Genomic DNA, 13,526 nt, shown 5'->3' on the forward strand with positions numbered 1-13,526 from the left:
ATCAATTCTGACCTTCGCCGCTCGCGAGGCGTGCCACCATCAGCGAACCGAGGATGATCGCGCCGTAGATGGCCTGAATCCAGAACGACGGCACCTGTGCCAGCGTCAACAGATTCTGCACCACGCCGAGCAGCAATACCCCGGAAAGCGCGCCAAGCATCGTGCCCTTGCCGCCGTCGAGCGAAATGCCGCCGATCACCGCCGCCGCGAACACCGTGAAGATCATGCCGTTGCCCTGATTGGCGTTGATCGCGCCAACGTAGCCGGTGACGATCAGGCCGCCAATCGACGCCAGCACGCTGCCGAGCACAAATACGCCCCACGTGATTCGCTCGACGCGAATCCCAGCGGCGCGCGCCGCCTCGGGATTCCCGCCGATCGCATACAGCGCGCGCCCAAGACGATGGTAGCGCAGCATAAAAGCAGCCACCGCGAACGCCACCGCTGCGAGCCACACCGACAACGGTAGCCCCAGCACAATGGTGGTGGCAAGCGTGAAGAACGACGGCGGCATATCGAACAGCGTGCCGCCCTTGGTTGCGCCCACCAGCATGCCGCGCAGCACAATCAGCATGGCGAGCGTGACGATGAAGGCGTTCAGCCGGAGCCGAACCACCAGGAAGCCGTTGATGAAACCAATCACCGCGCCGACTACGAGGATCGCGAGCAAGCCCGCTGCAGCCGGCCATTGCCAGCCAAAGCCTGCCGAAGCCGCCGGCATCACCAGCATCGCGCCGACCGCAGGCGCAATGCCTACGGTGGACTCGAGCGACAGATCGAACTTGCCGGTCAGCACAATTAGAGATTCGGCGAGCACCACCAGCGCGAGCGCCGCGGACGCACCGAGCACGCTGATCAGGTTAGCCTTGGTCAGAAAGCTCGGGCTCACAAACGCGCCGATCACAATCAACAGGGCGAGCGCGGGCACCAGCGCAAGATCGCGCAGCCGGGCGAATTCGATCCGCACCCGACGGCCGCGCGCGGCTTGCGCGCCAGCCTGTCCTTGGGCCGCGGCGAATGCAGGGCTTGGCACACTATTCTTCATGGAGACTGACTCCTTCAACGGATGCGATCAGGTCGTGGTCCTGCCAACCCGCGGGAAATTCGGCCGCGACGCGGCCACGGAACATGACCAGCACACGGTCACAGGTGCGCAGGTCATCCAGTTCACCAGAGACCACCAGCACCGCCTTGCCTTCTTCGCGCACGCGGTCCACTACGGACAACAGCGCCTCTTTCGATTTGACGTCGACGCCGGCGGTCGGGTCAATCAGGACGAGCACGTTCGGATCCGTCGCCAACGCGCGCGCCATCACCACTTTTTGCTGGTTGCCGCCGGACAGTCCCGACACCACGTGCTCCGGCCCTGGCGCCACGATGCCGAGCGCGTCGATCATCTTCTGGCCGAATGCGTTCTTCTTTGCCGGTGGCGTAAGGCCGAACTTGCCGAGCAAACGCGTGATCGTCATGGACGCGTTTTCCGCGACCGATTGCGTCAGCACCAGGCCCTCGTGATGCCGGTCCTTCGGCACGCAGCCAATGCCGGCTGCCAGCGCCGCGGGCACATCGCCGCGCGGAAGCGATTTGCCGGCCACGCGAATGTCGCCGCGCTTGGGCGAACGCAGACCGGCGATGGCTTCCGCCACGCTGGTGCGGCCACTGCTGGTGGCGCCGGTCAAGCCGATGACTTCGCCGCGTTTCACCGTGAACGACACGTCTTCATAATCGGCGCCGCCGAGACCGGCGACTTCCAGCGCCACTTTCGTATCGGCCGGCAGCGGCGCGCGTGCGGCAGCGTCGGCGACGGCGAGGCCGCCGCGCTCTCCGGTCATGGCCTCGATCAACTGCTCGCGCGGCAACGCAGAAACCGGCGCGCTGACGATATGCCGCGCATCGCGAAGCACCGTCACGGCCTGACAGATCTCGTATACCTCCTGCAAATGGTGCGAGATAAACAGAAACGTCACGCCTTCACGCTGCAACTCAGTGATGCGGCGAAACAGCCGTTTGATTTCGTCACCGTCGAGTTGGGCAGTGGGCTCGTCGAGAATGATGAAACGCGCGCCATACGACAGCGCCCGCGCGATTTCCACAAGCTGACGCGCCTCGACGCTCAGATCACCGGCGCGCGCATCCTCGCGCACATCGATCTTCCAGTGATCGAGCAATTCGCGCGCATCGCGGCGCATGGCGCGCCAGTCGATCACGCCGCGCCTTTCCGGCTGCCGGTTGATGAACAGATTCTCCGCGACCGTGAGATCACGAATGATGGTCGAATGCTGATAGACGCAGGCCACGCGTTCGCGCCACGCGTCACGGTCTGCGATTGAGGGCGCAAGTGCGCCGCCGAAGCGCACCTCGCCGGTGTCCGGCATGCGCAGGCCGGTGAGAATCGATACCAGTGTCGATTTGCCGGCCCCGTTACGCCCGACAAGTGCATGCGACTCGCCGGGCATCACACGGATGCTCACGTCTTTCAGTGCGGCCGTGGAACCGAAGCGCTTGGTGACGTCCTGCGCTTCAACGACCGGAGGAATTCCGGGCGAAACAACCGCCGCCGCAACGCCAGGCGTGTGCATGGGCTCGCTCATTTGACCGTGTTGCCCCACAGGCTCTTATCGTCGACGTTCGCCTTGGTCACGAGCGGCGCAGGCAACTGGTCTTCGAGAACGCCCGGCGAAAGCTGGACAATATTGCTGCCGTGATCGGTCGGACCCGGTTTGAAGGTCTGTCCGGCGAGCGCGGCCTTGATATAGAACAGGCCGTACTTCGCGTACAGATCGGCAGGCTGCGACACTGTGGCGTCGATTTCGCCCTTACGGATTGCGTCGAATTCCTGCGGAATGCCGTCGTTGCTGACGATCACAACGTGTTTCGGGTCGCCCACCGGAACCAGCATCTGCTTGCGGCGCAGTGTCTGCAGCGTCGGCGACAGGTACACCCCGCCTGCCTGCATGTAGATCGCCTTCACGTCCGGATTGGCAGTCAGCAAGCTGTCCAGCGCGGTCGCGGCGACCTCACCCTTCCAGCCGGCCGGAATCTCTAGCAGCGAAAGCGACGGGTACTGCTTCAGGCACGCGCGGAACGCTTCCGAACGGTCGCGTCCATTCACCGACGCCAGATCACCCATGATCTGCACGACCTTGCCGGACTTCACATGCTCGCCGATGTACTTGCAGGCCATCTCGCCATACGCATGGTTGTCGGCACGCACCACCATGGCCACCTTGCCCTGAGTCGGCGCGACATCCACCGCTACGACCGGGACGTTTTTCCCGGACGCCGCGTCGAGCGCACGGCTGATCGCGGCTGAGTCCAGCGGACCCACGACGATGCCCCTCGCGCCCAGGTTGAGGATGTTGTTCATGTCGGTGATCTGCTGGGCAGGATCGTTGTTCGAATTGACGGGCGCGAGGATGTCGAGCCCCATCTGCTTCGCGTACACCGGCAGATAGTTGTTGTACGACTGCCAGAACGGCGAGGTCAGCAACGGCAGATCGAGGCCGATCTTGCCGGTATCGGCAGCGCGGGCAACGCCGCTGGTCACAAGGCCGGCCACGCATGCGGCGGCGACCCCGACGGATAAAGCGCCCTGAATGAAACGGCGGGCCGCACGCGGCCCCTTTGCGAAGGTCATAGCTTGTCTCCTGATGCGTTGTTGAACTACCTGAACCGGCGCCCCGTGGAGCCGGAACATCGTCCTGCGCTTTCTTATGAATATTGGTGGTGCGTTCATTCACCAATGAACGTATTATTCATATACGGACTTTCTTAAGTCAAGGATTGTTCGCTGCACCATCCGTCCGGACTTTCCCTGGCCACGTGTGGTCAACTACGCTCTACACTCAGGCGCCGGATGACAATGAGATCTGCAGCTTTGCATGGGACCGGAGTAACCACTAAAGCGCTAACTCCGGTCGACAACGGGGAACCACTCATGATGGAAGCGGAAGAAAAAGACGACGCCGACCGTTACCGCGCACCCGCGCTGGACAAAGGCCTCGATATCCTCGAACTGCTCGCCGAGCAGAAAGACGGACTGACGCGCGCTGAGATCACCAAGCTGCTGGGGCGCAATGCGAGCGAGATGTACCGGATGCTCGAGCGTCTGGTCGCGCGGCAATACGTGGTGCGCTCGGCGGGGGGTGACCGTTACTCGCTGAGTCTGAAGCTGTATGCGCTGGCACATCGCCATCCGCCGATGAACCGGCTGATCTACGAAGCCCTGCCGTTGATGCAGCGGTTCTCGGACCGCGCGGAGCAGTCGTGTCACCTGGTGGTGTACGACCGCGGCAATCTGCTGGTGATTGCGCAGGTCGACGGTCCGGGCACGTGGGGGATGTCAGTGCGGCTCGGCTCGCGGGTCGGGCTGATCGACACCGGTTCAGGCCGCGTCATGCTGGCCTTTCAAACCCCCGAGCAACGCGCTCACATGCTTGCCGAACATACCAAGGTGAAGGGCGAGGTCACGATCGACCGCGACGCGCTCGAACAAACCTGCGAGCAGATCCGCACGGCAGGGTTTTCGCAGAAAGACAGCCAACAGATTTTCGGCGTCACGGATTTGACCTTCCCACTTCTCGGTCCATCCGGGCAGGCGATCGCCGCGCTGACGTGTCCGTATCTGCGGCGCATCGACGAATACGTCGCGCCGACCCTCGACGCAGTGACCGTGCTGCTGCGCGAGACGGTCGAGGCGTTGTCGATGTTTCGCGAGGGGACCGGCTAGCAGTCTCCGCGCTCGCATGGTTTAGAATGGCGACCCTCTTAAAAATGTCGCGGCGTGGGTATCGTCCTGCGCGCGCTATCGATACCTCATGGCGAAACTTCTGACCGATTCCGAATTCCAGCGTTTTTCCGAACTCCAGCAGAAGCAGGCAAGCTTCACGATCACCACCGAGGAAGCTGACGAACTGCGCGACATCGTGGCCCGCGCACAGCAAAAGCGCGACGATCGCGCAGCGGCCATGCAGGCTATGGAAGCCTATATCCAGCAGTTCGACATCAGCCCGGACGAGCTGTTTTCGCCGGAACAGATCGGCGACGCCGCACGCACTTATGGCCTGATCCCGGCCGCGAAGAAGGAGCGCGTACTGCCGCCGTCGTTCACCTACAACGGCAAGCCGTACCAGTGGACCCGCGCGTTGCCCGACGATATCCGCGTGCCGCTGTTCGACGCGTTCAAGGCAGGTCAATCGGTAAAGGACTTCATCGCGACGCCGAAGGACGCCCCGCGTTGCGCGGCAACCATCGCGCGACTCGAACGTGAGACGGGCGCCATCTACGCAGATACGTGGCTCGAAGAGTTGTCCGTGACGCGCGGCCAGGTGGATGAAGCGGCGGCCAAGCTGGCTGCCTGAGCGCGTGCCATTTCACCGCAACCGTAGTAAATAGCCCCGCCTACCAGTACTACGCGCCGGCTTCCTGCTTCGTCACGGTCTCGATTTTGACAAGCAGGGTGCCGGTGCGTGGCAGATCGAGCGCTGCCGCTGCGGCATAGGACAGGTCGATCACCCGGCCGTGCGTATAAGGTCCACGGTCGTTGATCCGCACGATCACCGAGCGCGCGCTCGACACGGCCGTCACGCGCACATAGGAACCTAGCGGCAACGTTCGGTGCGCTGCGGTCAGCGCGTGCGAGTTATAGCGCTCACCGCTTGCGGTGCGGTGGCCCTGAAACTTGTTGCCATAGTAGGACGCTAGCCCGGATTGCCAGAAGGAGGACACGTCCGCACTCTCGTCCTGGGATGATGCGGTCCCGGTCTGCGGCCGTAGCTGTTCCTGCTCCTGTTCCGACGGTCTCGATAAGAGCGGCGAGTCCTCGGTGCCAAACGGCCTCGTCGCCGCGACAGTCCTTGATTCTTCCTTGTGTGGCACGTCGTAACTGGCCTGCCCGGTTATGCCGGGCGGCTGCATACATCCCGCCAACAACGCTAAGGACAACAGAATTCCAAGGTTTCTATAGAAACAATATGCTTTCAAAAAAATGTGCCTGATGAGATGAGCTCGGCAGCGCCGCGGTGGCGCGCGATGATCAGGTGATGACGCAAGCGCTCGGCGCTCTTGCGCCGACGCCAGTCGCGAGTGGTTAGCCGGGACGTTTAGGCGAATAGATCGACGGATCGACCGGCTTGCCATCCTTGCGGACTTCAAACTTGAGGGAGCCATTGCCGCTGGCGTCGGCGCCCATCTCGGCGATGGTCTGCCCTTGTGTAACGACAGTGCCTTCCTCGACCAGCAGCTTTCGGATGTTGCCGTAGGCCGTCACGAAATGGCCATCGTGCTTGATGACAATCAAACGACCATAAGGCTTGACGCGTGCTCCTGCGTAGACCACCCGGCCGCCTGCGGCAGCCTTGACCGGTTCGCCCACGCGGCCGCCCAGCTCTACGCCGTTGGAGCGCCCTGTGACGAACTTCGCTGTGACTGGACCGGGAACGGGCCATTTGAAGCGGCTTGCCTCCGCCGACGCAGAAGCAGAAGCAGAAGCAGAAGCGGGAGCGGGAGCGGGAGCGGGAGCGGGAGCGGCGCCGAGTTTCGCGCTTGCCGCGGGTTTAGCCGTTGGGACCGCCACCGACTTAGGCGCGACACTCTCCGGTGGCGCAACTCGCAGTATCTGTCCGGCCGAAATCGCGTCGGTCGCCGACATCTTGTTCCAGCGCGCAACCGCCGTTGGCGCGCGTCCGAAGGACTTCGCGATACTCACCAATGTGTCGCCGGCGTTGACGCGGTAAAAGCCCGCTTCGACAGGCACCAATGCATCTGCTGCCGTCGAAGCGGAAGACGCTTGCGCCGCGGTGGCCTCGTTCGAGGCCGCCGGGCGATGCGCGCTTACGCAACCCGTGAGTGTTGTCAGCGTGGCGCAGAGCAGCAGAAGCCGCCAGCGAGAGGGAGCGCACGGATACATGGTCTTTCCCGGTTGGCGAAGCGCGGACACGGACCGAAGCGAGACTTAGGGCTTCATGACCGGAGCGGAGGCCGGCACTGCGGCAGATGCCTCGGTCGCTGCCGACGCGTGGTGCTTGTGGTGTTTGTGATGCTTGTGGTGGTGCTTCGCCGTGGACGCTGCGTCGGCCGGGGCGGCGGTCTGCTCTTGTGCGGGCGCAGCGACGGGTGCCGATGCCTGCGCGAATGCGCTGAGCGAAAACAGTCCTGCGAGGGCGGCGATGGTGATCTGTTTGTTCATTGTTTGTATTTCCTGAAAAAAGCCATGATTGAATGGGCGACCTGGTAGTGGTCGTGTGTTTAACGGCTGCCCGTGCAGGCCGTTGACCCATCTCGAATTAATCTGGAATCCTTGACGATATTTTGCAAATGCGCACAAAAATTCGACTTAAGACCCGACTATCGCAATGGCCCAGGCAAACAGGCAGCCTGCTGGCGCGCCGATCAGACGGCCGAGTGCGCTCGCTTTGGTGAACTCCCCGATCCGGCTTTCGATGGCTCCCTTCAGGACGCCTTGATGACGCAACAGCGGCTCGGCGACGCAGATGACGGTAGCGACCAGCCATGCGATCCCTTCGCGACCCACAAGGTGATCCGGGTCGATGAGATTGGTCAGTTGCAGGACAAAAATGATTACAGCACTCAGGAAAAACGCGAACAGTAACGATTTAATGAACTGATCGGAGACAGCGAGGTTATCCATTTGAATATCGGTCGAAACATTTTTGATTTGCTCAGCGAGCCGAGCTTGTCCAATGACGTGAATGGGCACTGAACCTGTGATACAGCCACACCGCGAACAGGGCGACGGCACTGCAATTGGCATCGCTGAATGAAGCAAAAAAATATATCGGAATCGAGCGCGGCAAACACTCAGAGGATTCTCAAAGGCGCGACATGGGAAACCGACATGCGAGACAGTCGCTTCTGAAGCAGCCAACCGTCTCTTCGCCCCGGACGTTTCGGAACGGTCCTACACACTCATTGCTGACGCGCGTTGCGGCAGCCTTGCAGCAGCGATTTGCGCCGTAGCGCCACAGGATGGCCCCCCGCGCTACGCCGCGGCTTCCGCCTCATCCAGCGCCATCCTGAACCCCACTACGCCAGGATCTTCGGTCGGTGTGATCGTGAAACCACACGCACGGGCCAGCCCGATCATCGGCGCGTTCTCGCGCAACGCTTCGCCTACTAGCCAGTGCGTGCCACGCGTGCGGGCGTACGCGATGATCTTCTCCATTAGCAGTCTGCCGAGTTGCCGCCCCTTCTGATCCGAACGTATCGCCACCGCGAACTCCGCGGTTTCGTTATCGGGATCCGCGACCGCGCGCACCACGCCCAGCGTCCGCGTGAAACCCTCGTCGCACGGGACCGTCGCGATCAACGCCATTTCCCGGTCATAGTCGATCTGCGTCATGCGCGCGAGCTGCGAATGATCGAAGCTGCCCACCGCGCCAAAAAATCGCAGACGCAGGTCGTCGGGCGTCATGGCTTCGACAAAGTCATGATGAGCGGCTTCGTCTTCCGGACGGATGGGCCGCACCGTGATGCGCAAGCCGTGCCAGTCGAGCGTTTCTTCGTAGCGGCGCGGATACGGCATGATCGCGAGCCGGCTGCGTTTGGCGCCGAGCCGGATACAGGGCGCAACGACCGCGGTGTGCTCGCGAAACACGCGCAACGCAAGCGTTAAGCCGACGATCTCGCGCACATCGCACACCGCTTGCGAGAGCGCCGTAAAAGCGGCCAGCACCGGCTCGGGCGCGGCGACGCGGGCGTAAGGCGAACGGGTCACCATATCGCGCGCCAGCATGGGATTGAGCGGCGGCAGGCCGAAGACCCGCAGCGGCGCCGACACACCATCGGCCGACGGCGTCGTAAAGCGGAACACCGGGCCGAAGTTGTCGTCGTCGTGTAGTTCGACGTCGATGTCGACGATCATGTCCTGGGTCGACTCGCGCGACTCGACGCGCAACCCGAAATGCGCGAGCAGACTCACCGCGGGTTCTTCAGTGAGCGTGTTCTCGCCCGCTGCCAAGGCCGCGCGTGCCTGTGCCTGGGCCGCGTCGATTTCGGCGGGGATCTGCGCCGGTAGTCCCTCCGGCGTCTGCATCAGCAACTCGCGCCCCAAGCGGTAATCGACCAGACGTGCGAAGGCCCGCGCGAGCCGCTGTGGCGTCGTGTGGACCGGAATGCCCTGCGCGTGCAACGCATCGCGCGTCGCGGCGTCGACCCCACCGAAGAAACACACCAGCAGCCCACGATACGCGAACCGTTGATTCGCAATCAGCGCCTGCGCGACCTCGCCGACCGGTGCGTTGTGCGTCGACGCGTGAACCACGAACGCCGTGCCGGTTGCCCGATATTCCGCCAGCATGCGCAACGCACAGCCGAAATCCTCTGCCCTCGCGTCGTCACCAAGCAGCAGCGGGTTACCAGGAACCCCACGAGGCAGCGCCTTGGCGACCGCGTCCGTAGCCTCTAGGGGCCACTGCGCCAGCGTGTCACCCGCCGCTGCGAACGCATCACACGCTAGCGTGGCCACGCCGCGGTCGCTGGTGATCAGCGTCGCCGTCGCCCCGGCCGCGACCCGGCCCACGCCCAAGGTTTCGATTTCGTCGAGCAGGTCGTCGAGCGAGTCGACGCGCACCATGCCGGCGCGACGGAACGCCGCCGTGTAGAGCCCGTCTGCGGGATCGGCGCGGCCCGAGCGCAGTGCCAGGACTGGCTTGTTGCGCGCCGCCGCGCGCGCAGCGGACATGAACTTGCGGGCCGCGCGGACCGTATCCAGTTCGAGCAGGATCGCGCGCGTGCCCGGGTCGCTCGCCAGATAGTCGAGCACGTCGCCCGCATCCACATCTGCCTCGCCGCCGAGGGCCACCGCGTGTGAAAAACCCAGGCCGCGCGCATATGCCCAGCCGAGCACTGCATTCGTCAGTGCATTCGACTGCGACACCCACGCCACCCCGCCCGCCTTCACGAGGCGCGATGGCGCACCCAGGTGCGCGCGCAGCGCGGGCGATACCACTCCCAGACTTCCTGGGCCGACAATCCGCAGCAGATTCGGCCGCGCCGCCGAAAGCGCGTGCCTGAGCGCGAGACGGTCTTCATCGCTATGCACTTCCCCGACGATGATCGCCGCGCGTGTGCCGAGGCCGCCGAGCTTGTGGACGATGCCAGGCCATGTCGCAGGGGGCGTGCAGATCAGCGCCACCGTGGGCGCCTCGGGCAGATCGCCCGCGTCCGCCACGGCTGGATGGCCATCGAGCGCGTCGTATTTCGGGTTCACCGGCCAAAGCGGGCCGTCGAAGCCGCCCCCTAGTACGCTCGCCCACACCATGGCGCCGGTGCTGCGCGGCTGCCGCGAAGCGCCGATCACAGCGACGGATTTCGGTCGAAACAGGGCATCGAGATTGCGAACGGTCACGGGGCGCTCCGCGCATCGAAAGGGGGTGCGTTCAAGACGAACACGCGTCCCCCTCAGGATAGGCGATGTCGGGCCGTTGCGCGGAAGCCGGGGCAGGAAACCTTTTGGCCCGGCGGGCCGCTTGACCTGCTCCCAAGCGGGCGCATTTTTTGCCTGCTCCCGCTCAAAGTGCGCTCCAAAATGCGACAATTCACGCCATGACGCGTGTTGCAGACGACGCGGCGTCGAAGACAACCATTGCCGACGGTAGGAGGCGCCATCCGGGCGCGCCACCGGACGACCAGAAAAGACAGAAGGTGAAGTTATGCGGCGCTTGCCATCGCTGATTGCGTTGCGCTTCTTCGAAGAGACCGCACGTCATTTGAGCTTCAACCGCGCGGCGAGCGCGTTGTGCGTGACGCAGGGCGCCGTGAGCAGGCAGATCAAGATTCTGGAGGAGTCGCTCGGCGCGAAACTCTTCGAGCGCGACCACAAGGGCATCCGTTTGACGGCGGCGGGTTTGCAGTTGCTGCCGTGCGTGTCGGAGGCGTTCGATACGATCGAGCGCGGCACGCGCCAGGTCACCACCGCCAAAGGACGGCGGCGCCTCGTGCTATCTGTACCGCCCACCTTCGCTACACAGTGGTTTTCGCCGCGGCTCGGCTCGCTGGCGGTGGAGTTGCCGGATGTCGAATTGTCGATCCGGACCGAGCCGACCGAGGATTGTCACTGCAATATCCGTTTCGGCCGCGAAGCGCTGCCCGATGCGCATTCCGAATTGCTGATGATCGAGCGGCACACTTTGGTCGGTGCACCGCATCTGCTCGGGCGCCCGCTCGAGGCTGTGCTCGAACACATGCCCGCGCTGCATGTGCTGCACAACGAGGCACGGCTTGATCTGTGGCCGAACTGGCTCGCGACGGCGGCCCTGCCGTCGCGTTACGCTGAAAACGGCATCGAGTTCTCGAATCTGGAGCAGGCGATTCATGCGGCGCGTAAAGGCGCCGGGCTGGCGGTCGTGGATCGCAACATGATCGTCGAGGAACTCGCAGATGGGAGTCTCGCGCGAATCTCGGACATCGAGGTTAGCGGGCCGTATGGCTACTGGCTCGACGTGGCGCAACGCCACGCGGCGCTTGAGCATGTGCAGGCATTTGCCAGTTGGATGAGGGAAGAGGTTTTGAAGATGGGGTGAGGGGAGTCACTCAGCCTCGCATCGGCTTTCACGAATCCATCTATAAGAATTTTCTCACTCGATTCGGAATATTCCGATGTTTATTGAGACATCGGAAGGCCAGAATTTGTCTATGCCAGCGATGCCGAAACCTTATTTGATAGCGTCGTGAACGACTAATCTGCACCAAACCCGGCGCTGGCATACAGCGCGGCTCGCTCAATTACGACTGTTCAACGCAGCGCTTTCGTCGACCTCATCGCTCTCGTCATGCAGACAACACTGGCGATCGAATAGCGAAATGCCTCATCGCCGGACACAACGCGCTCGCCGTGAACTACTTTCTCAAATTGAGGGGCAAAATGAACCGCTTAATGAATCAGACCGCCTACGTGGAGCGCCTATTGGGCAAGACAAGGATGTCGGCACACACATGGAGTCTGTCGCGCACTTGCCGCTTCATCTGCCAAACACTTCTGATTTTCCTGCTTGGTACGACGATGGCACACGCCACCTGCACCTGGCAGAATGGTGCGGGTCCGCTCAGCTATACGTATACGATCCCGCAACTCACGGTGCCACGCGACGCGGCAATTGGGACAGTCCTCTACTCGGCTCAAACTGAAGCGACCCCAGCGACCGGCGTTTATATGTCCTGTAATAGCAATGACAGCTGGTCTTACACCGTATCGGGGGGACCCAGGTTGCCAGCAGTCCCAGTACGTATGCCACTAATGTGCCGGGTATCGGAATGCGGTTCTACCGTGCGCAGGGCGCAACCGGATCGCGTCAGTACTACAGCCCCACAAACTACGGTAACTATACCGGTACCTGGGCCTTTAACTCAGCGTATTTCGGCATAGAAGTAGTCGTAACCGGGCCCGTCGGGACGGGAACGATTGACGGAAGTCTGGTCGGTACGTTCGCGCAAAGTACGGTGGCAGTCGTAACCATGCGGGCCGCTACGGCCGGCAGCATCACCGCAGCCACTTGTCAGATAGTGGCCGATCAGTCGCTGACAATGCCCTACGTTGGGCCGAAGGATCTTCCGACCGTAGGATCCTCTGCCGGAAACACGCCATTCCGAATCACCCTCACCAACTGCCCCGCAGGCATGAACCAGATCACCTATCAACTTGATGCACCGGCCGGCGTGATTGCTGCAGCCAACGGGACATTCCTCGCCGGATCGGGCTCCAGTGCAAAAGGCGTCGGCTTTGCCCTCAGGGACTCCTCGAACAATCCGGTCGGTCTCGGCACTCCCAACACAGTCACCGCGTACAACGCAGCGACGGGCGGAACCTATCCGATTCAACTGGCTGTTCAGTACTACCGCACGGATACGCTTGGACCTGGCATCGTAAAAGGCGCCCTTACCTACACTATTTCCTATCAATGACGCGGAGCGGGACCGGGCGACGCCTGGCGTTCGCGTCAATCCGGCGAGTCAGACCAACGCGCCTCTTGAAAGTCGCACATTGTGGCTCCGGTCTCTCGCCCGGCTGCGAGTGTGGTCTGTGATACCCGATGCTCTATACTTCCGTTACCGTCGAAAAACGGCAGCGGGTTCGCGGTCAGGTGTGTCCACGGTCGCCTAGAACCCTCTCCCAGGACAATCGGATCATGAGCGAAAATACACCTCGTACCCCAGCAGCGCTTGAACTACCCGCCAGCGTTCAACTGATCGACGGCATCCTCGATAAAGCGGTGGAGGCAGCGCAGCGAAATGTCGAACGGTTTGCCAAGCTCGCCGCACTCGCCCGCGCTATTGAACAGTGCAATTCGTCTCCCGCTACCCGCGCGAAACTGCTCTTCACGTTCGACGAAATTGCCAGCAACGCTGAGGCAGACGCCAAACTCGATGCCGAGTTGTTCGAGGGTTTGCGAAACGGTCAAGTCTTGAAACAAGAATTACTAAGCCGAAACAAAGTAAGCGGACATGATCACGCCGCGTAGCGAACTGACGGATGTTGAAACATGGATCGGACCAGGGCCGGAATTTTCTGC

Annotated in this window: 13 protein-coding genes; 5 read left to right on the forward strand and 8 right to left on the reverse strand. The window is 62.5% G+C overall.

Annotation, left to right across the window (positions count from 1 at the left end):
* Window position 1: 1 nt before the first annotated feature.
* The 3 genes from P3T40_RS40430 to P3T40_RS40440 are packed head-to-tail and all read right to left on the reverse strand — an operon-like array spanning window position 2 to window position 3,637.
* On the reverse strand, window positions 2-1,045 hold the full coding sequence (locus tag P3T40_RS40430) for an ABC transporter permease (protein ID WP_429273289.1): 1,044 nt from the start codon (window positions 1,043-1,045) through the stop codon (window positions 2-4).
* Entirely contained in the window at window positions 1,035-2,579 is a 1,545-nt protein-coding gene (locus tag P3T40_RS40435; protein WP_429273290.1) for a sugar ABC transporter ATP-binding protein, read from the reverse strand. Before P3T40_RS40435 ends, P3T40_RS40430 begins: the two co-directional genes overlap by 11 nt.
* Window positions 2,580-2,587: 8 nt before the next feature.
* Window positions 2,588-3,637 carry a sugar ABC transporter substrate-binding protein gene (locus P3T40_RS40440; RefSeq protein WP_429273291.1) on the reverse strand — a complete coding sequence of 350 codons (1,050 nt, stop codon included), beginning with the start codon at window positions 3,635-3,637 and terminating at the stop codon, window positions 2,588-2,590.
* A 303-nt stretch (window positions 3,638-3,940) separates the two neighbouring features.
* Here P3T40_RS40440 and P3T40_RS40445 point away from each other — a divergent pair, with 303 nt between their 5' ends.
* On the forward strand, window positions 3,941-4,729 hold the full coding sequence (locus tag P3T40_RS40445; protein ID WP_429273301.1) for an IclR family transcriptional regulator: 789 nt from the start codon (window positions 3,941-3,943) through the stop codon (window positions 4,727-4,729).
* 88 nt (window positions 4,730-4,817) lie between these two features.
* Window positions 4,818-5,360 carry a hypothetical protein gene (locus P3T40_RS40450; protein WP_429273292.1) on the forward strand — a complete coding sequence of 181 codons (543 nt, stop codon included), beginning with the start codon at window positions 4,818-4,820 and terminating at the stop codon, window positions 5,358-5,360.
* Window positions 5,361-5,409: 49 nt separating this feature from the next.
* Here P3T40_RS40450 and P3T40_RS40455 read toward each other — a convergent pair whose 3' ends face one another.
* The 5 genes from P3T40_RS40455 to P3T40_RS40475 all read right to left on the reverse strand — a co-directional run bounded on the left by P3T40_RS40455 (window position 5,410) and on the right by P3T40_RS40475 (window position 10,366).
* Window positions 5,410-5,727 (reverse strand): septal ring lytic transglycosylase RlpA family protein, encoded by a 318-nt coding sequence (locus P3T40_RS40455; protein ID WP_429273293.1) that lies wholly within the window; start codon window positions 5,725-5,727, stop codon window positions 5,410-5,412.
* A gap of 361 nt (window positions 5,728-6,088) precedes the next feature.
* Window positions 6,089-6,907 (reverse strand): peptidoglycan DD-metalloendopeptidase family protein, encoded by an 819-nt coding sequence (locus tag P3T40_RS40460; protein WP_429273294.1) that lies wholly within the window; start codon window positions 6,905-6,907, stop codon window positions 6,089-6,091.
* A gap of 45 nt (window positions 6,908-6,952) precedes the next feature.
* Window positions 6,953-7,186, reverse strand: a complete 234-nt coding sequence (locus P3T40_RS40465) for a hypothetical protein (RefSeq protein ID WP_429273295.1) — start codon at window positions 7,184-7,186, stop codon at window positions 6,953-6,955.
* A 147-nt stretch (window positions 7,187-7,333) separates the two neighbouring features.
* Window positions 7,334-7,648, reverse strand: a complete 315-nt coding sequence (locus P3T40_RS40470) for a hypothetical protein (protein WP_429273296.1) — start codon at window positions 7,646-7,648, stop codon at window positions 7,334-7,336.
* A gap of 351 nt (window positions 7,649-7,999) precedes the next feature.
* Window positions 8,000-10,366, reverse strand: coding sequence for a GNAT family N-acetyltransferase (locus P3T40_RS40475; RefSeq protein ID WP_429273297.1), 2,367 nt, complete (start codon window positions 10,364-10,366; stop codon window positions 8,000-8,002).
* A gap of 304 nt (window positions 10,367-10,670) precedes the next feature.
* Between P3T40_RS40475 and P3T40_RS40480 the strand changes: the two genes are divergently transcribed.
* From P3T40_RS40480 to P3T40_RS40490, 3 genes are all read left to right on the forward strand, one after another.
* Window positions 10,671-11,540 carry a LysR family transcriptional regulator gene (locus P3T40_RS40480; protein WP_429273298.1) on the forward strand — a complete coding sequence of 290 codons (870 nt, stop codon included), beginning with the start codon at window positions 10,671-10,673 and terminating at the stop codon, window positions 11,538-11,540.
* Window positions 11,541-12,207: 667 nt separating this feature from the next.
* Window positions 12,208-12,918: a fimbrial protein gene (locus P3T40_RS40485; RefSeq protein ID WP_429273302.1), complete on the forward strand. Its 711-nt coding sequence runs from the start codon at window positions 12,208-12,210 to the stop codon at window positions 12,916-12,918.
* Between the two features lie 224 nt (window positions 12,919-13,142).
* Entirely contained in the window at window positions 13,143-13,475 is a 333-nt protein-coding gene (locus tag P3T40_RS40490) for a hypothetical protein (protein ID WP_429273299.1), read from the forward strand.
* Window positions 13,476-13,526: the final 51 nt, after the last annotated feature.

The organism is Paraburkholderia sp. EB58, from assembly GCF_050436665.1.
In the GTDB taxonomy this organism is placed as follows: Bacteria; Pseudomonadota; Gammaproteobacteria; order Burkholderiales; family Burkholderiaceae; genus Paraburkholderia.